At 69.8% G+C, this 17307-nt stretch carries 10 protein-coding genes and 2 pseudogenes; 4 read left to right on the top strand and 8 right to left on the bottom strand.

Features of this window, described 5'->3' with window-relative positions:
- Window positions 1-311: 311 nt before the first annotated feature.
- The 3 genes from I8J32_RS03405 to I8J32_RS03415 form a co-directional block, all read right to left on the bottom strand.
- A complete protein-coding gene (locus I8J32_RS03405) occupies window positions 312-680 on the bottom strand; it encodes a hypothetical protein (RefSeq protein ID WP_200615173.1) in 369 nt (122 codons plus the stop codon).
- Window positions 681-862: 182 nt separating this feature from the next.
- Complete coding sequence (locus I8J32_RS03410; RefSeq protein WP_200615171.1) at window positions 863-3721, bottom strand: TonB-dependent receptor plug domain-containing protein; 2859 nt, start codon at window positions 3719-3721, stop codon at window positions 863-865.
- A gap of 194 nt (window positions 3722-3915) precedes the next feature.
- Window positions 3916-4713, bottom strand: coding sequence for a sulfite exporter TauE/SafE family protein (locus tag I8J32_RS03415; RefSeq protein ID WP_245156401.1), 798 nt, complete (start codon window positions 4711-4713; stop codon window positions 3916-3918).
- Window positions 4714-5201: 488 nt separating this feature from the next.
- Between I8J32_RS03415 and I8J32_RS03420 the strand changes: the two genes are divergently transcribed.
- The 3 genes from I8J32_RS03420 (at window position 5202) to I8J32_RS03430 (ending at window position 9340) form a co-directional block, all read left to right on the top strand.
- A complete protein-coding gene (locus tag I8J32_RS03420; RefSeq protein ID WP_245156402.1) occupies window positions 5202-7316 on the top strand; it encodes a lytic transglycosylase domain-containing protein in 2115 nt (704 codons plus the stop codon).
- Between the two features lie 325 nt (window positions 7317-7641).
- Entirely contained in the window at window positions 7642-8013 is a 372-nt protein-coding gene (locus tag I8J32_RS03425) for a PH domain-containing protein (RefSeq protein WP_200615169.1), read from the top strand.
- A 25-nt stretch (window positions 8014-8038) separates the two neighbouring features.
- Window positions 8039-9340 carry a multifunctional CCA addition/repair protein gene (locus tag I8J32_RS03430; RefSeq protein ID WP_200615167.1) on the top strand — a complete coding sequence of 434 codons (1302 nt, stop codon included), beginning with the start codon at window positions 8039-8041 and terminating at the stop codon, window positions 9338-9340.
- Window positions 9341-9442: 102 nt separating this feature from the next.
- On the opposite strand, the gene I8J32_RS03435 is transcribed toward I8J32_RS03430, so the two are convergent.
- The 3 genes from I8J32_RS03435 to I8J32_RS03445 all read right to left on the bottom strand — a co-directional run bounded on the left by I8J32_RS03435 (window position 9443) and on the right by I8J32_RS03445 (window position 14173).
- Entirely contained in the window at window positions 9443-12004 is a 2562-nt protein-coding gene (locus I8J32_RS03435) for a TonB-dependent receptor plug domain-containing protein (RefSeq protein WP_245156403.1), read from the bottom strand.
- 526 nt (window positions 12005-12530) lie between these two features.
- Window positions 12531-12734, bottom strand: coding sequence for a hypothetical protein (locus tag I8J32_RS18025; protein WP_407060985.1), 204 nt, complete (start codon window positions 12732-12734; stop codon window positions 12531-12533).
- Between the two features lie 260 nt (window positions 12735-12994).
- Window positions 12995-14173, bottom strand: a complete 1179-nt coding sequence (locus I8J32_RS03445) for a class I SAM-dependent methyltransferase (protein WP_200615164.1) — start codon at window positions 14171-14173, stop codon at window positions 12995-12997.
- Window positions 14174-14268: 95 nt separating this feature from the next.
- Between I8J32_RS03445 and I8J32_RS03450 the strand changes: the two genes are divergently transcribed.
- Complete coding sequence (locus I8J32_RS03450; RefSeq protein ID WP_200615163.1) at window positions 14269-15042, top strand: pteridine reductase; 774 nt, start codon at window positions 14269-14271, stop codon at window positions 15040-15042.
- Window positions 15043-15238: 196 nt separating this feature from the next.
- On the opposite strand, the pseudogene folK reads toward I8J32_RS03450, so the two are convergent.
- Both folK and folB read right to left on the bottom strand, forming a co-directional pair.
- A pseudogene (folK, locus tag I8J32_RS17490) lies at window positions 15239-15657 on the bottom strand (2-amino-4-hydroxy-6-hydroxymethyldihydropteridine diphosphokinase).
- A 1103-nt stretch (window positions 15658-16760) separates the two neighbouring features.
- Window positions 16761-17108, bottom strand: a pseudogene (gene folB, locus I8J32_RS03460) (dihydroneopterin aldolase); the annotation flags it as partial.
- Window positions 17109-17307 lie beyond the last annotated feature (199 nt).

Here is a 17307-nt window from a genome sequence, read left to right on the forward strand (position 1 = left end):
AGGCCGATTCCGGATTCCGGAAGGCGAAATCCGGATTCGCGAATCCAATTCCGGCCTTCCGGAGTCGCTGGCGGCTTGCCGGAATCCTCCCCAGCCTTCCGGAGTCGCTGGCGGCTTGCCGGAATCCTCCCCAGCCTTCCGGAGTCGCTGGAGGCTTGCGGGAATGCTCCCCGGCCTTCCGGAGGACCTCCCTGTCTTTTGCAATGGAGGGGAAGGTGCCAAATGAAGAAGCCCCGCATGAGCGGGGCTTCGGTGGGTTACGTGCTTTCCAAAATCGAGTGGTTTCCCCGATCGCAGATCTCAACCAGCCGTCAGGGCGACACCCAGTGCCGCTTCACCACGACCCTGCGGTTTGCGTCCAGGTCGACCGACCAGGCCTCCAGGTCGAGACCTGGTCGATGCTCGAACCATAAGCGTTCCGCACAGGGCGACCTGCACCCCTCGTCGCTGTAGCGATGAAGGGGCGGGTCGCCTGCCATCTCCCGAACCGATGGCCGTCCGAAGGCGAGGATCACCTCCTGCTCCGGATCACCGAGCTGGATCTGGTCGAACGCGGCCGCGTTCTTCCGCGACGAATACGCGCACGTCGCGAGATGGAGCACAGGCAGCAACAAGAGCGCCCATCCAAGCACCCGGCCGATGCGCGGACGCCTGTCGTTTGGTCGGGGCTCAACGCTCATGGTGATCGGGGCTGGAAAAGCCTGAGCTTACCCGGGCGTGCGTACTGCGATCGCCCTCTCCACGCAAGGAAAAACGGCCGGTGGAATCCACCGGCCGTTCCTTGTTTCCCGATCAGACCGCGACCATCAGGCCGCGTCGATCAACCGCATGTATCGACCCGCATTGATCAGAAGCGTAGTGATCAGAAGCGCAGGTCCGCACGCACGTACCAGAACTGGCCGTCCGGGATGTCGTAGGTCGACGCTTCGTACCCGTTGAGCGAGCACGAGGTGCAGACCGGCGGATCCTTGCTGAACATGTTGTTGACGCCGACCGCGATTTCCAGGCCCTTCATCCAGTTGAACTTGTAGCCCACCTGCGCGTCGTTGTAGGTGATCGCGTCGATCTTGTTGGTGGTCGGGGTCGTGCAGAAGATCGCCGGATCGGCGGCCAGGCAGGCCTCTTCCATGTCCGAGATGTGGCGCACGGTCCACGAGGCGAACCAGTTGTCCATCTTCCAGCCGAACACCGCGTTGCTGGTCCACTCGGGGATGGCCGAATCGTTCACCACCACGCCCACGCCCTGCGGCTGCAGCTGGCCGGCGGCGCCGCGTGCTTCGTAGCGCGTCACGATGGTGTTCTGCCAGCTCAGCTTGAACTGGCCGAAGCTGGTTTCCGGCAGCGTCCAGAAGATGTCCGCGTCCCAGCCGTCGGTCTTGATCGAACCCAGGTTGATCAGGAAGTTGGCGAACTCGTCGATCTCGCCCGAGGGCAGACGGGTGATGCCCGTGCAGTACTGCGGGCTGTTGGTCTGCGCGCACAGGTTGAGCTGGGTCTGGGCATCGATCGCCTGGATCGCGCCTTCCAGGTTGTGGCGGTAGAAGGTCACTTCGAAGTCGAGGCGTTCCGACCACGAGGCGCCGGAGGCGAAGCCCGGGCTGAACACCATGCCGGCACTGAAGCTGCGGGCGCGTTCGGGTTCCAGCGCGGGGTTGCCGCCGGTCAGCACGGAGATCTGCGGATCGGTCTGCTGCGCACCCACCGGGACACCCGGGCAGGCGATCGGGGCGACGCTGCCCGGGGGCGCGGTCGGCGGCACCAGGCAGGGGTCGGTGATCAGCGCATCGAAGCGGCTCTGCGAGCCGAACAGCTCACCGATCGACGGGGCGCGGAAGCCTTCGGCGTAGGTGGCGCGGAACAGCAGCTCGTCGGCCACCTGCCAGCGCAGGCCGTACTTGGGCGTGAATTCGCCGCCGAAGGTCGAGTAGTCCGAATAGCGGCCGGCCAGGCTCAGGTCCAGGCTCTTGCCGAAGGCCGAATCGCGCATCAGCGGCACGTTGAGCTCAACGAACAGCTCGTTGACGTGGTAGCTGCCTGCGGTCGGCAGCGAGGGCACGCCGTTGTACTCGCCACGCACGGTCTGCGGGTCGGGGTTGTAGGCGCCCTCATACTTGCGGTACTCGAAGCCGGTCGCGAACGACAGCGGGCCGGCCGGCATTTCGACGATGTCGCCGCTCAGGTTGGCGGTGAACTGGGTCAGTTCCTGTTCGCTGCGGTCGCGGAAGACCGGGCTGATCCACTCCAGCATCGCCGGCGTCATCGTGCCGAAGCCGAAGATGTCCAGCGGCGTGCAGCCCGGGGTGGCCGCGCAGACCGCCGGGTCGCCCAGGGCGAGGGCGATGTTGCGGGAGTTGTAGCTGCCGCGGTTGGTCTGGTCGGCTTCGTTCTTGCTCCAGGCCGCGTTGACGTCCCAGAAGAAGGTCTTGTCGCCGCCGAAGGAACCTTCCAGGCCCGCCGCGATGTACTGCGTGTCGACCTGCTGTTCGAAGATGCGCGGACCGCCCTCGAGCGGACGGCGGCGGATGGTCAGGATGTTGCCGTCATTGCCGCCAACCAGGTCGATGCCGAACGGATTGAACGGATGGTTGGCCGGGATGAAGACATCCGAGCCATAGGTCGTGCCGGCACCCGGACCGAGGTCGATGGGTTCGGGCGCGGCCTGGTTGGTCGACTCGCGACGGTTGAACAGCGCCTTGGCGTAGAAGCCCAGGCCGTCGTTGATGCGGAAGCGGTACTGGCCGAACACGCCGGCGCGCTTGGAGGGCGTGATCACCAGGTTGTACGGCGCGTAGTTGAACGCGTCGGTGGCGAAGTCGAAGCAATGGAAGTCGTCGGTGCGCGCCACGCCCGAGTCGCAGTCCGGCAGGCCCGGCGTGTACACCGGGTTGTTCAGGCCGGGATTGGTCGTCAGGTCGTAGACGTTGCCGGCGTCGTCGACGAAGGCGAAACGGCCGCCGGGCACGCGCGAGCTGCCGCCCTGGATCGGGATCGCGCTGATGTCGCGGTCGGAGGCGCGCACTTCGTCCTGCTCGGTGTAGCTCAGGCTGAGGAACAGGTTGCTGCGGTCGGTGTTCATGCCCCAGGCGAGGTCGGCGCCGTTGATGTCGCCGTCGCCTTCGCTGTACTGGCCGTGGTTGAGCGTGACCTGCCCGCCTTCGAAGTTGCGGCGGGTGATGATGTTGACCACGCCGGCGATGGCGTCGGAGCCGTAGATCGAGGACGCGCCGTCCTCGAGCACGTCGATGCGCTCGACCAGGGCCAGCGGGATGGTGTTGAGGTCGACCGCGGCGCTCACGCCGGAGGCCGAGGACTCGTTGACCCAACGCATGCCGTCCACCAGGACCAGCACGCGCTTGGGACCCAGGTTGCGCAGGTCGACCTGCGCCGAACCGGCGCCGACGCCGTCGCCGTTGGGCGAGAAGCCGAAGTTGCCGGAGGAGTTGAACTTGGTGTTGAGGGCGGAGCCCGAGCCGGTGAGGTTCTGGACGATCTCGCCGATCGAGGTCAGGCCGGTGCGCTCGATGTCCTCGCGGGTCAGCGTCTGGACCGGCACCTGGGTTTCCAGGTCGGCCTTCTTGATGCGCGAACCGGTGACGGTCACGGTGTCGAGGGTGGTGGCGCCCGGCGCCGGGGCGTCCTGGGCGGTCGCGGCAAGCGGCAGACCGAGCAGGAGGGACAGCTGGATGGCCTGGGCCAGGGTACGTCGGTGCAGCGCTTTCATCGACTCTCTCTCCTTAAGACTTCTCAGAACGGGCTTTTTTAAGAACGGCTTCTTGGAATCGGGCGTTTCTCAAAACGGGGCGCGGGACAGCAATCAAGGCGCCGATGCCCTTTGCGGAACATGGCGTCAAGGGTTTGTAAACAATTAGTGAAGCGACGACAAGGCGTCGGAGGTCCTGCTGACCAGCGGCACCCCTATCCCTTGAGCATCAGGCTGAGGCCGACCAGCACCAGGAACACCGCGAAGACGCGCTTGAGCGTGGTCCCGTGCAGCCGATGCGCCAGCCGGGTTCCCCACGGCGCGGCGAGCACCGAGGCGGCGGCTACCCCAATTGCGGCAGGCAGGTACACGTAGCCCACGGAGAATTGCGGCAGCGCACCATCGGGTGCGTGCATGGCGTAGCCCACGGCGCTGGCCAGCCCGATGGCCACGCCGCAGGCCGAGGACGTCCCCACCGCGCGGACCGGGGCGACGCCGCGCCAGACCAGCAGGGGGACCGTCATGCTGCCGCCGCCGATCCCGACGACGGCCGAGACCGCGCCGATGGCGACGCCCGCGGCGCTCATGGCCGGGCCCCGCGGCGCCAGGTCGGCGCCCACGCCGGTCCGCGGGCGGGAGAAGGTCAGCTGCGCGGCGGCCAGCAGGCAGTAGCCGGCGACGATCCAGCGCAGCGCGTCGCCGTCGATGCGCACCGCGACCCCGCTGCCCAGCCAGCCACCCAGCAGCAGCCCCGGCACCATCCAGGCCACGGTCGGCCACAGCACGCTGCCGCGGCGGTGGTGCGCGCGGGCGGACGCCGCCGCGGTCAGCACGATGCTGGCCAGCGAACTGGCCAGTGCGGCGTGCATCGCTGCTTCCTGCGGCACGCCGAGCGTGGGCAGCAGCCAGGCCAGCGCCGCCACCAGCACCAGACCGCCGCCGACGCCGAGCAGGCCGGCCAGGACGCCGGCCACGGCACCCAGCAGCAGGAAGATCAGGATCGAGGCAGCCACGGCAACTCCGTCGAATGAGGGCTGGCGATGGTGGCACAGGATCCGGGCTGCTCAGCCGGGTCGACCCGCGGGGGTGGCCGGTGCCGACGCGGGGTGCCGACGCGGGGCGCCGACGTCCGGAGATGGCCCGCGAGTTACTCTTTTTTGCACGCGCGCGTGTCTTTTCCGGACGCGCGCGTCCCGTTTTTGCACGCGCGCGTGTCATTCCAGGACGCTCGCGTCTCTTTTTTGGACGCGAGCGTCCGAAAATCACTCGCCGGCGTGTCTTTTCCGGTCGCGCGCGTCTCTTTTTTGGACGCGCGCGTGCAAAAACGGGACGCTCGCGAGTCTTTTTCACTAACTCGCGGGCGAAATCCGGACGGCGAGCTGCGGCGCGCGCGACCGATCATGCAGCCAGCGGCCGTGCGTTGTGCGGCGGCGTGCGTGCACACGCGTCCTCGCCGCGGTGGCGACCTGCTGTTCACGATGCTCCGTTATAGTCCGGCGCTATGTCCCCCCGACTGTTGATCACCACGCTGGTGACGCTGGCCGCCTGCATCGCACCGGCCGCCATGGGCCAGTCCACGCTGGCCTGGCCCGCGCGCAACGCCGCCCAGGGCGGCGCGTCCGCCAGCACCGCCGCCGTCCGCCCCGATGCGCAGCTGCCGCGCGTGCGCAGCGCCATCGAGGCCGCCGAGCGCGACGGCTTCGACGCCGCGTCGTTCGCCGACATCGCCGGCCATCCGCTCTATGGCTGGGTGGAATACGCCGGCCTGCGCCACGACATCGACAGCGTTTCATCCGAACGCGCCAATGCCTTCCTGCAGCGCTACGGCGGCCAGGCCGCGGGCGAAGCCTTCCGCGAGATGTGGGTGGCGGCGGCGGCGCGCCGCAAGGACTGGTCGACCGTGCTGGCGGCGTGGAAGCCCGCGCTCGGCGCGCGCAGTTCCGACCTGCGCTGCGTGCAGCTGCAGGCGCGCCAGGTGCTGGGCAGGGACGACGCGCAATGGATAGAGGATGCCAAGGCGGTGTGGCGCGCCGGCGGCAAGCCGCTGCCGGCCACCTGCGACCCGGTGTTCGACGCGCTGGCCGCCAAGGGCGCGCTCAGCGGCGAGCTGCGCTGGGAACGCATCGAAAAGGCCGCCGAGGAGTGGCAGCCGGGCGTGATGCGCGCCGCGGCGCGCGGCCTGCCGCCCGAGGAACTGGCCCTGGCCAACGACTACGCCGCCTTCGTCGACGCCATCCATCCGCGCGCGCTGGACTGGCCGAAGACGGCGCGCAGCCGGCGCATCGCCTCGCACGGCCTGGCCCGCCTGGCCAAGTCGGCGCCGGCGACCGGCGAAACGCAGCTGCCGAAGTACGCGCAGGCGCTGGGCTTCACCGACGAGGAGCGCGGCCGGGTGCTGTACCAAGCCGCGCTGTGGACGGTGGCGTCCTATGAACCCGAATCGGCGCAGCGGCTCAACGCCGTGCCGGCCGCCAGCTTCGACGATCGCCTGCACGAATGGCGCGCCCGCGAGGCGATGGCGCGCTCGGACTGGCCCGCCGCGCTGGCGGCGATCCGCGCGATGGGCGCCAAGCAGCGCAACGACGCGCGCTGGCAGTACTTCGAGGCGCGGCTGGCGCAACGCACCGGCGACAAGGCCGCCGCGCAGCGCCTGTTCGCCGAAGCGGCGAAGAAGCCCGAGTTCCATGGTTTCCTGGCGGCCGACGAGATCGGCGCGCCGTACACGCTGTGCCCGTGGATGCCGGAGGACGCGCCGGCCGACGAAGCCGCGGTGGCGCGCGACCCGGCGATCGTCCGCGCGATGGGCCTGTACCGGATCGAGCGCAAGGGCTGGGCGACGCGCGAATGGGACGAGGCGCTTTCGCGCTTCACCGACGCGCAGCGGCGCATGGCGGTGGAAGTGGCGCAGGCCAACGGCTGGTTCGACCGCGCGGTGTTCGCGCTGGGCAAGGATCCCAAGGGCGAGGCGCGCCCCGACGAGCTGCGGTTGTACACGCTGCGATTCCCGCTGCACCACGACGCCACCATCCGCCGCGAGGCGGCGGCCAACCGGATCGACCCGGCCTGGGTGGCGGCGGAGATCCGCGCCGAGAGCGTGTTCGATCCGCGCGCCCGCTCGCAGGCCAACGCCATGGGCCTGATGCAGGTGCTGCCCGGCACCGGCGCCAGCGTGGCCAGCAGGCTGGGCCTGCCGTGGGGCGGCGCCGACTCGCTGTACAACCCCGACACCAACATCGTGCTGGGCACGGCCTACCTGCGCCAGCTGCTGGACCAGTACGGCGGCCAGCCGTACTTCGCCATCGCCGGCTACAACGCCGGCCCCGCGCCGCTGTCGCGCTGGCGGACCCAGCGCCCGGGCATGGACCCGGACTTCTGGATCGAGACCATCAGTTACAAGGAAACGCGCGAATACGTCGCCCGCGTGCTGGCCTTCAGCGTCCTCTACGACTGGCGCCTCAACGGCGACGCGCTACGCCTGACGGACCGTCTGCGCGGCCGCACGGAAGGCCCGCGCAAGAAGTTCGTCTGCCCGATGGCCACCGCGCCCGCGCCCACCGCGGCACCGCCGGCCGCCGCGCCGGCGAAGCCGGCGACGCGGCGGAAGCGGCGCAGCTAGAGCGCCACCGGCAACGGGCACCCGCGAGGGGCCTTGAACGCGCCGCAGCGCGCTACGGCCCCCGGGCCCGCTGCGGCTTGCCCACATCAAGAACGTGAGCTCCCTCCCCCGTGGCGCGGGGGAGGGCTGGGGTTGGGGTGGACGGTCGCGTCGTACTCGAACGAAGCGGGCTCCTCTCGGGACAACGGTTGCATCGGCATCCGGGCGAGCCTCGGCCCCCATCCCAACCATCCCCGTAAACGGGGATGGAGCTGTCGGCCCGCGCTGCACCGCTCTTCCGCACTCAAACTGGCACACTCACTTCCCCCACTTCGAGGAGGTGCCCATGGGCCTGATCGACACCCTGCTGGGCCACGCCAGCGAAAAGAACCTGGACAAGATCGCCGAGGACTTCGCGCCGCTGCTGGCGCCGGGCGAGAACGTGCAGCGCGCGTTCGGCCTGATCCGCGACCTCATCGTGTTCACCGACCGCCGCCTGATCCTGACCAACAAGCAGGGCGTGACCGGCAGCAAGGTGGAATACCTCAGCGTGCCCTACCGCAGCATCGTCATGTTCTCGATCGAGACGGCGGGCCACTTCGACATGGAGTCCGAACTGCGCATCTGGATCTCCGGCCAGGCCGCGCCGATCGAACGCAGCCTGGGCCGCGATGCCGGCGCGCGCGACATCGTCGCGCTGCTGGCGCAGAAGGCCTAGCGTTCCGAAGCCGGCAGGACCGCGCATGGACATCTACCTCGTCGGCGGCGCCGTCCGCGACCGGCTGCTCGGGTTGCCGCACGGCGACCGCGACTACGTCGTGGTGGGCCAGACGCCCGAGTCGATGGAGGCGGCCGGCTTCAAGGCCGTCGGCAAGGACTTCCCCGTCTTCCTGCATCCGGCCACCGGCGAGGAGTACGCGCTGGCGCGCACCGAACGCAAGTCCGGCCGCGGCTACAAGGGGTTCACCGTCAGCGCCGACCCTTCGGTCACGCTGGAGGAAGACCTGCAGCGGCGCGACTTCACCATCAACGCCATCGCGCAGGCGCGCGGGGGCGGCGGTTCTGCCGGCGATCCTTCCGGCGAACCTCCCGGCGAACATCCCCGCGATCCGGAGGCCGACTTCGACGGCCCGCTGATCGACCCTTATCACGGTGCACGCGACCTGGAACTGCGCGTGCTGCGCCACGTCAGTCCCGCCTTCGGCGAGGATCCGCTGCGGGTGCTGCGCGCGGCCCGCTTCATGGCCCGCTTCGCGCACCTGGGCTTCACCGTCGCCCCGGAGACGATGGCGCTGATGCGGCAGATGGTCGCGAGCGGCGAACTGGCCGAGCTCACCGCCGAGCGGGTGTGGCAGGAACTGCGCCGCGCGATCACCAGCACCACGCCGTCGGCCTTCCTGCGCACCCTGCACGACTGCGGTGCGCTCGCCGTCGTGCTGCCCGAGGTCGAGGCGCTGTACGGCGTGCCGCAGCGCGCCGAATACCATCCGGAAGTCGACACCGGCGTGCACGTGGAACTGGTGTGCGACATGGCCGCCGCGCTGGCGCCGGGCGACGAGCTGGTGGGTTTTGCCGCGCTCACCCACGACCTGGGCAAGGCGCTGACGCCCGAACACGTGCTGCCGCGCCACATCGGCCACGAGAAGGCCGGCCTGGAACCGCTGGACGTGCTGTGCGCGCGCCTGAAGGTGCCGGTGGAACACCGCCAGCTCGCGCGCTGCGTGGTCCGCGACCACCTCAACATCCACCGCATCGACGAGATGCGGCCGCAGACCGTGTACGAGCTGCTCGAACGCTGCGACGCCTTCCGCCGCCCCGAGCGCGTCGACCGCATCGCCACGGCGTGCGAGGCCGACAAGCGCGGCCGCGCGGGACTGGCGGACGTGGCCTACCCGCCCGGCGACCGCTTGCGCGAGATGCACGCCGCCGCCATGGCGATCAAGGCGCGCGATTTGCCCGGCGAACTGCAGGGCGAGGCGCTGGGCGCGGCGCTGCGGCGCGCGCGCATCGCCGCCATTGCTGCTGTCAAGGAACGCAGGCCGTAAAAGCGGCGGGCAAAAAAAACCGGACGGTCCATGACCGTCCGGCGGGTTTGCGTCCTGCGACGACCGTCCTGGAGCAGTGCCGCTCCAGGACGAGTCTTGGTTTTACCACTTGAAGCCGACGCGCGTGTAGTAGAAGCCGCCGTTGAAGCCGTACGGCGAATGCACGGGGTACTTCGCACCGGCAATGCCGCCCCACGGGTTGTCGCTGGGCACCTTGTCGAACAGGTTCTGCGCGCCGACGTTGACGTACAGGCCCGAAGCGAACTTCCAGCCGATCTCCGCGTCGACCGTAACCGCGCTGCCCTCGTCGATCGGCAGGCCGCCGTCGTCCAGGTGGTCTTCGAAGAAGCCGCCGTACCAGTTCAGGCGGGCATTGGCATGGAACACCTCGCGCTGGTGGTCGACGCCGATGTAGCCGCGGTAGGCCGGCAGCGACTCTTCCAGCTTCTTGACGCGCATGTCGCTGATGATGGCCTCCGTGCGGTCGGTGACCTCGGTGTGGTTCCAGTTGGCCGCCAGCGAGTAGGTCGTGTGGCCGCCGAAGTGGTCACCCGTGTAGCTGCCGACGACGTCCAGGCCGGAGGTCTTGGTGTCGAAGTCGTTGACGAAGAACTGGACCTCGCTGATCGAGGCCGCCTCGGGATGGCCGGCTGCCACCAGCGCGGCGCGGTCGGCGTCGCTGACGGTGAAGAAGTTGCTCAGCGCGATGCGGTCTTCGGTCTTGATCAGGTACCAGTCGGCCGTGGCCAGCCACGGACCGCTGTTCCAGACCAGGCCCAGCGAGTAGTTGGTCGACTCCTCGGGCGTCAGCGGCTCGGCGCCGTAGAACGCGGCGATGGCATTGGTCGGCGCCAGCACGGCGGTGTCGCGCAGCTGGCCGTTGATGAACGAGGTGGTCACCTGCTCGGCGTTGGCCTGGCCCGGCGTCGGTGCACGGAAGCCGGTGCTGATGGCGCCGCGCAGGGCGAAGGTTTCGGTGAAGTCGTAGCGACCGGTCAGCTTCCAGTTGGTGGTGCCGCCGAAGTCGCTGAAGTCCTCATAGCGCACCGCCGCCGACATCCGGAACTGCTCGGTGAAGGGCGCTTCGGCATCGACGTACACCGCCCAGTTGTCGCGGCTGTGGGCGCCGGCCGTACGCGGGTTGAAGCCGTTGAAGCCGTTGGAGCCCAGCGAGAAGCCCTGGTCGACCAGCGGCCCGATCGCGTACGACGAGTAGTCGCCGGCGCTGATCTCGAACTCTTCGTCGCGCCATTCGGCACCCATCGCCAGGGCGATCGGCCCGCCGTGGGTGAAGCCGGTTTCGATGTCGTGGCCGACGTCGAAGTTGAAGCTGGTCTCGGTCTGGCGGTTGCCGCCAGGCGCGAACTCGTTGCTGCCCGGCTGCTCGGGGCCCATCGAGGCGTTGATGGTGTTGAGCATGTAGAACTTGATGTCGTTGCGACCGTAGCTGCCGCTCAGGTCCCAATGCCAGCCGTCGCCCCACACGCCCTTTACGCCCAGCACCAGCGAGCTGTCTTCCATCCGGCCGCCGAACTGGGGCGTGAAGCCGCCCGGGAACTGCGAGAGGAAGGTGAAGCATTCGGCCGGCAGCGCGCCGACCTGGGCGCTGACCGTGGCGTAGTCGATCAGGTTGCCGGCGCCGTCGCGCAGCGCGATGGTCGGGCAGGTCACCGCGTTGGAGGTGTCCAGGTCGCCGATCAGCAGCGTGTTGCCGCCGTCGTTGGAGAACACGCCGCTGCGGGTGGTCGGGTTGCGGTAGTAGAAGCCGCCTTCGACGTCGCGCTTGGCGTAGTTGCCGAAGCCGTAGAAGTCGATGTTCTCGCCGGACAGGCCGAAGTTGGCGACGAACTTCATGTCCTCGTGGGTTTCGGGCGAGCCCCAGATCTGCGCCGGATCGCGCACGCCCGGGTAACCGGCGGCGGCGACGGCGGCGGCATCGTCGCGCTGCACGCTGCGCGAGGTGGCATCGGCGCTGCGCCATTCGGCGGTCAGCGTGAGGAAGCCGTTTTCGGTCACGGGCAGGCCCTGCTGGACGCCGTACTGCTGGGTGAAGCCGTCGCCCTCGTAGAACTGGCCGAAGAAGGCCTCGGCGGCTCCGCCGTGGTCGCTGCGCTTGAGGCCGAAGTTGATCACGCCGGCGATGGCATCCGAACCGTACTGGGCGGCGGCGCCGTCACGCAGGACTTCCACCTGCTCCAGCGCCATCGACGGGATCACCGAGATGTCCGGGCCCTGGGCGCCATCGGCCACGCCGTGGCCGAGGAAGGTAATGACCGCGGCGCGGTGGCGGCGCTTGCCGTTGACCAGCACCAGGGTGTTGTCCGGCGGCAGGCCGCGCAGGGTGGCCGGACGGACCAGCGAGGCCGCGTCGTCGATCGGGATGGTGCTGACCACGAACGAGGGCACCAGCGTGCGCATCTTGTCGAGCATGTCGACGGACGGCTCGTTCTGGAATTTCTCGCCGTCGAAGATGTCGATCGGCACCGCCGAGCTGGCCTCGGTACGCGGCTTGGTACGGCTGCCCAGCACCGACACCGTATCCAGCGTCGTGGCTTCTTCCTGCGGTGCCGGCGCGGGCGTGGTTTCCTGCGCGTACACGGTGGTCGTGCCGGCCAGTGCCATCACGGCGCTACCCCAGAGCGCTCGACGGATGGCGACGGCCATGGAATGTCTTGTTGCGCCATGCAAAACGGACTTCATTCGAGCACTCTCCAAAAGGTCGCGTGGCTGTCTGAGACGCTTGGATCCCTGCGTCTCGCGTCACCGGGCGGCACGCCGCAAACGGCTGAACGCGTTCTTAACAGATTAGGCGCGATGTTTGCAAAGTTTGGCCGCGCAATTTGCTGATCAGGGCCACGCAAATGCCCGCCGACGACGATCGCACCTCGAGCTTTTGGAGGCTTGCGTATGGACTTGCGGAGGCAGCAGCCCGGGCCAGCTGGAGCGGCTTGGACGTCCTGCGGGCCGGCCACGACGAGTGCTCGATCGTCCGTGGTGGCGGGTCAAGACCCGCCCTATGGAGGCTGTTGAATTCATGGGTGGAGCTTCGCCCGCCGGACGCGCCCCAGCCCCCAATGCGGCGGGTCGAGACCCGCCCTATGGAGGGCGGTGGATTCATAGGGCGGGTCTTGACCCGCCGGACGCGCCCCGACCTCCCATGCAGCGGGTCGAGACCCGCCCGACGCCTGCGCTACGGCCCCAGGCGTGAGTCCAGGCGCTGCAGCCAGGTGGCCGCCGGCGTCGCGGCCACCGCCAGCCCCAGCAGCACCCCCACGGCATTGGCCAGGGCGTCGGCCGGGTCCGCCAGACGGGTGGTCGTGAGCGCGCCCTGCGCCCATTCCAGCGCGACCCCGAGCGCGACCAGGGCCGCGGCGGCGCGGCACTGGCCGCGCATCCCCGGCGAACAGCCAGACCGCGCCCACCGACAAGGCGGTGTAGCCCAGCACGTGCTCGAGCTTGTCGAACCCGCGTGGCACGGACACCGGCGGTGGCGGCAGCAGGCAGACGACGATGGTCACGGCGATCGCGGCCAGCCACAGGACCACCCAGAGCGCCGGCCGGCGAAACGGGCGCAGCAGCGGCCCCGGCGGTTTGCGCACCGGTCTCACGGCGAGGCCTCGCGGCCCGCGCCGCGGGCGAGCAGGACCGGGCGCCTCACAGGCGGAAGCTCAGGTCGCCGGCCAGGAAGGCCGCGCCGAACTCCACGTCCTTCTGGAAGCCCATCACCTGGAAGCGTTCGCCCATCTGGCTGGGCAGGGTGAGCGTCTTGACCTCGTTGCGGCGCCGCTGCTGCTCGAGCGGATCGTCGATGCGCTCGATGCGCTCGAGCACCCCAGCCAGGCCGTTGCCCAGCAGGAAGCTGGCCTGCGAGCAATAGCCGGTGAAATCGAACCCCGCGGCGACGCCGGCTTCGGCCAGCGCGGTGAAGTCGACCGACGCGGTGAGGTCCTGCAGCCCCGGCCACTGCAGCGGCGCTTCGTGCATGTGGTGGCGGTAGTAGGCGCGCAGCGTGCCGTCGCGGCGGTCGGGCAGGTAGAACTCGCTGCGCGGGTGGCCGTAGTCGATGAGCAGCATCGCGCCGCGGCGCATGCCGCCGGAAACGGCCTGGATCCAGTACGGCAGCTGCGGCAGCACTTCGGAGCGGTAGCCGTCCTCGAAGGGGCGGTCCAGGCCGCGCTCCAGGTGCCGTACCGCGTTGCCGAGGAAGGCGTCGGCCGGGCGCAGGGTGATCGCGAAACCGTCGGCGTCGGTGGTGACGTATTCCTCGTAGACCTCGCCGTCGCGCAGCGCGAAGCGCGGCGTGGGCAGGGCGTCGATCACCTCGTTGGCGAACAGCACGCCGTTCCACTCGTGCGGCAGCGGTCCGTCGGGCCATTCCATCAGGTCGAACAGCGGGCCGGGCAGGTGCTGCTCCAGGCGCGCGCGCTGGCGCTGGCGCAGGTCGGCGCTGGGCTCCAGGATCAGGTAGCGGTCGGGCAGTGCGTCCAGGTCGAGCAGGCGCTTGAGTGCGGTCTGCGCGAACGCGCCGCTGCCGCCGCCCAGTTCGAGGAACACCGCCTCCGGCCCGATCTGCTGCATCACCGGCGCGACGGCTTCGGCCACGCACGCGGCGAACACGGGACCCAGTTCCGGCGCGGTGACGAAGTCCCCGCCCTCGCCGAACTTGTGCGCGCCGGCGCTGTAGTAGCCCAGGCCCGGCGCGTAGAGCGCCAGTTCCATGAAACGGGAAAACGGGATCGCGCCATCGCTGGCGTCGATCTCGTGGCGGATGAGGTCGGCCAGGCGCGCGCTGTGGGCCAGCGCGTCGGCATCGGGCGGGGGCAGTGTGGACATTCTGCTATTTTGGCCGAAAGCCGCCGCCGGGCGTTCACGCGCACATCGCGCGCCGCCGGCCGCAGGCAGGAACCCGGGCGGAGACCAGCACATCCATGGCGGCCGTGATCGACCTGGCAGGGCAAGTGCGTCCGGTGGCGCTGGTCACCGGCAGCGCGCGCCGCATCGGCGCGGCCATCGCCCGCTGCCTGCATGCGGCGGGCTTCGACCTGGCGCTGCACTGCCATACCTCGCGCGCCGAGATGGACGCGCTGGCGGCGCAGCTCGATGCCCTGCGGCCGGGCAGCACACTGGTGCTGCAGGCCGACCTGCGGCAGTTCGATCGCCTGCCCGAACTGGTGGCCCACACCGTCGGGCGCTTCGGCCGGCTGGACGGCCTGGTCAACAACGCCTCCGCGTTCCATCCCACCCCGCTGGGCCGCACCACGCCGGCGCAGTGGGACGACCTGTTCGCCAGCAACGTGCGCGCGCCGTTCTTCCTCGCGCAGGCGGCGGCGCCGCACCTGGCCGCCACCGGTGGCGCGATCGTCAACCTGGCCGACATCCACGGCGAACGTCCGCTGCGCGCGCACAGCGTCTATTCGATGAGCAAGGCCGCGGTGGTGATGATGACGCGGGCGCTGGCGCTGGAGCTGGCGCCGGCGGTGCGCGTCAACGCGATCTCGCCCGGCGCGATCCTCTGGCCGGAAGCCGGCGGCGGGCTGGAGAAGGACGAGGCCGAGAAGGCCGCGATGCTGGACCGCACGCCGCTGCAACGGCTGGGGTCGCCCGAGGAGATCGCGCAGGCCGTCTTGTGGCTGCTGCGCGATGCGAGCTACAGCACCGGCCAGGTGCTGCGGGTGGATGGGGGGCGGTTGCTGGAGACTTGAGGGGGTGGGACATGGTGACCTGATCCCCTGTCCCAACCGTCCCCCGCGCTTTCAACGGCCGGGCTGATACGCGGCGATCGGCGGCCCCCATCCCAACCGTCCCGGCCAGCAGGCATGGCCTGCTGGCGTTCGACGACGCGCGGACCCGTGGTCCGCAAACGCGTCCTCTCACCCCCGCGCAGCGGGGGGCACATCGTCAGATCATCACGGTCGCGAAGCGGTTGCCGCGCTCGGGATGCGAGGCCCAGACGTCGGCCACAGGTGGACGCCACGCACGGGGTCGACGAAACCCGGTGCGATGTCCACCAGCGGCTTGAGCACGAATGCATGCCGCAGTTCCGGGCGCGGCAGCTGCAGGCCGCCGGGCATGTCGAGCACCAGGTCGTCGAAGAAGATGATGTCCATGTCGAGCGTGCGGCTGGAGTTCTTGACGTGGCTGCGGATGCGGCCGTGCGCGTTCTCGATGCCGTGCAGCCAGCGGGTGAGCGCGAACGGGTCCAGGTCGCTGTCGATGATCGCGGCGGCGTTGAGGAAGTCGGGCCCATCGAAGCCGACCGCGGGCATGCGGTACACGGGCGATACGATCACTTCGCCGAAGCGCGCGCGCAGCGCCATCAGTGCCGAGCGCAGGTTCTGTTCGGGCTCGATGTTGCTGCCCAGGCTGAGGTAGGCCGGCCGCGTCGTGCGCCCCAGGTCGGCCGCGGGATTGCGTGGACGCGGCGGCGGCGGCGGCGCCTGGCGCGGCGTCGGCTCGGCGCGCACGGGCGCCACGGCGGCGGCGAACAGCAGCGGCCGTTCCGCCGCGGGTGCGCTGGCGGACGTGGTCGGCGGCGCGGGCGCCGCGGATTCGGGCTCGCCGGCCCCCGCGCCGGTATCGGCCGGTGCTTCCGGCTCCGTCGTGCGCTGCGTCGCCTGTTCGGTTGCGATCTGCGCCGGCGCGGCCAGCGCGGCGTCCGCGTGAGGCGAACTCCCCGCCGCGATGCCGCTCGTATCCGGAGACTCGACCAGGTCGATGCCCTGGATGATGGGCGCTTCGTCGAGGAAGTGCATGAAATCGGCGCGTTCGCGCGGCGTGGCGACCTCGCGGGACTCCGACGCCGCCTCCGCTTCCATGGTGTCCGCGCCCTCGCCTGACGCCAGGTCGCTGGACTCCTCGGCGCCGGTCTCGGCGGCCGCAGTCTCGGCGATCGCAGCCATCGTCTCGGGAACAGCGGCTTCGTCGGTGGCGATTGCTTCGGCGTCCGCGGATGCCTGCTCCGAGACCTGCTCCAGGGGTTCCCGCTCCAGGACTTCCGGTTCCAGCGCTTCCGGCTCCAGTGGTTCCTGCTCCAGCGGCGCCCCGTCCACGTTCTGCTCGAATCCGCCTGGCGGTTGCGTGCCGGGGTCATCCGCCGAAACACCGGCCGTCTCGATGTCCGCGGGGCCCTCGCCGTCGGCGAAGCCGGTGTCGGCGCTCGCGTCATCCGCCGTCGCAGCCATGTCCTCGGAGAGCGCGGCGCGTGCCAGCCGGAGACGGCGGCCGACAGCGCGGCCTCGAAGGGTGACGTCGACGAAGCCGTTTCGCGCACCTCGGTGGCATCGGCGGCCGACGCGGTGATCGGTTCGACCTGCGTCGCCAGCACTTCGGCCGCGGCCGGTGCGGCGACGGTCACGGCGGGCGGCGCGATGATGGTGTCCTCGCCCGCGTGCTCGCGGATCACGCGGGGCGCGCCGGCCACGCGGGTGCGCTCGATCATGACGCCCACCGCGCGCGCGCCGCGCACGGCGCCGGGCTTGCTCAGCTTCAGGCGCACGTGTTCGACCGCGAACTCGTCGAGGATGATCCCGGCCACGCGTTCGGCGAGGGTTTCCACCAGGCCGAACTGGGACGCGCCCACGTATTCGATCACCCGCTTGCTGACGGCCTTGTAATCCAGCGTGTCGGCGATCGCATCGGACGCGGCGGGGATGCGGTTGTCGAACTGCATCTCCAGGTCGAACACCAGCGGCTGGCGGATGCGTCGCTCCCAGTCGTAGATGCCGATCAGGGCTTCGATCTCGAGGCCTTCAATGAAGACTTTGTCCACGCGCGTTATCCCGTTCTTGTCGGCGAAGCGGGGGCGCAGGTGCCGCCGCGCTCCCCAGTGCGCAGCATCGCCCCCTGACTGGCAGGGTCCAGTGATCGTAACGGGATACGGCACGCAATGGCGGTCGCCCGCAACGCAGGCACCCGGCGCGGGCGGCTTCATCGAAATGGGCAGGCCCATCGCCCGCAGGGACGGCGGC

Origin of the sequence: Lysobacter solisilvae (assembly GCF_016613535.2) — a bacterium.
Classification (GTDB): Bacteria; Pseudomonadota; Gammaproteobacteria; order Xanthomonadales; family Xanthomonadaceae; genus Agrilutibacter; species Agrilutibacter solisilvae.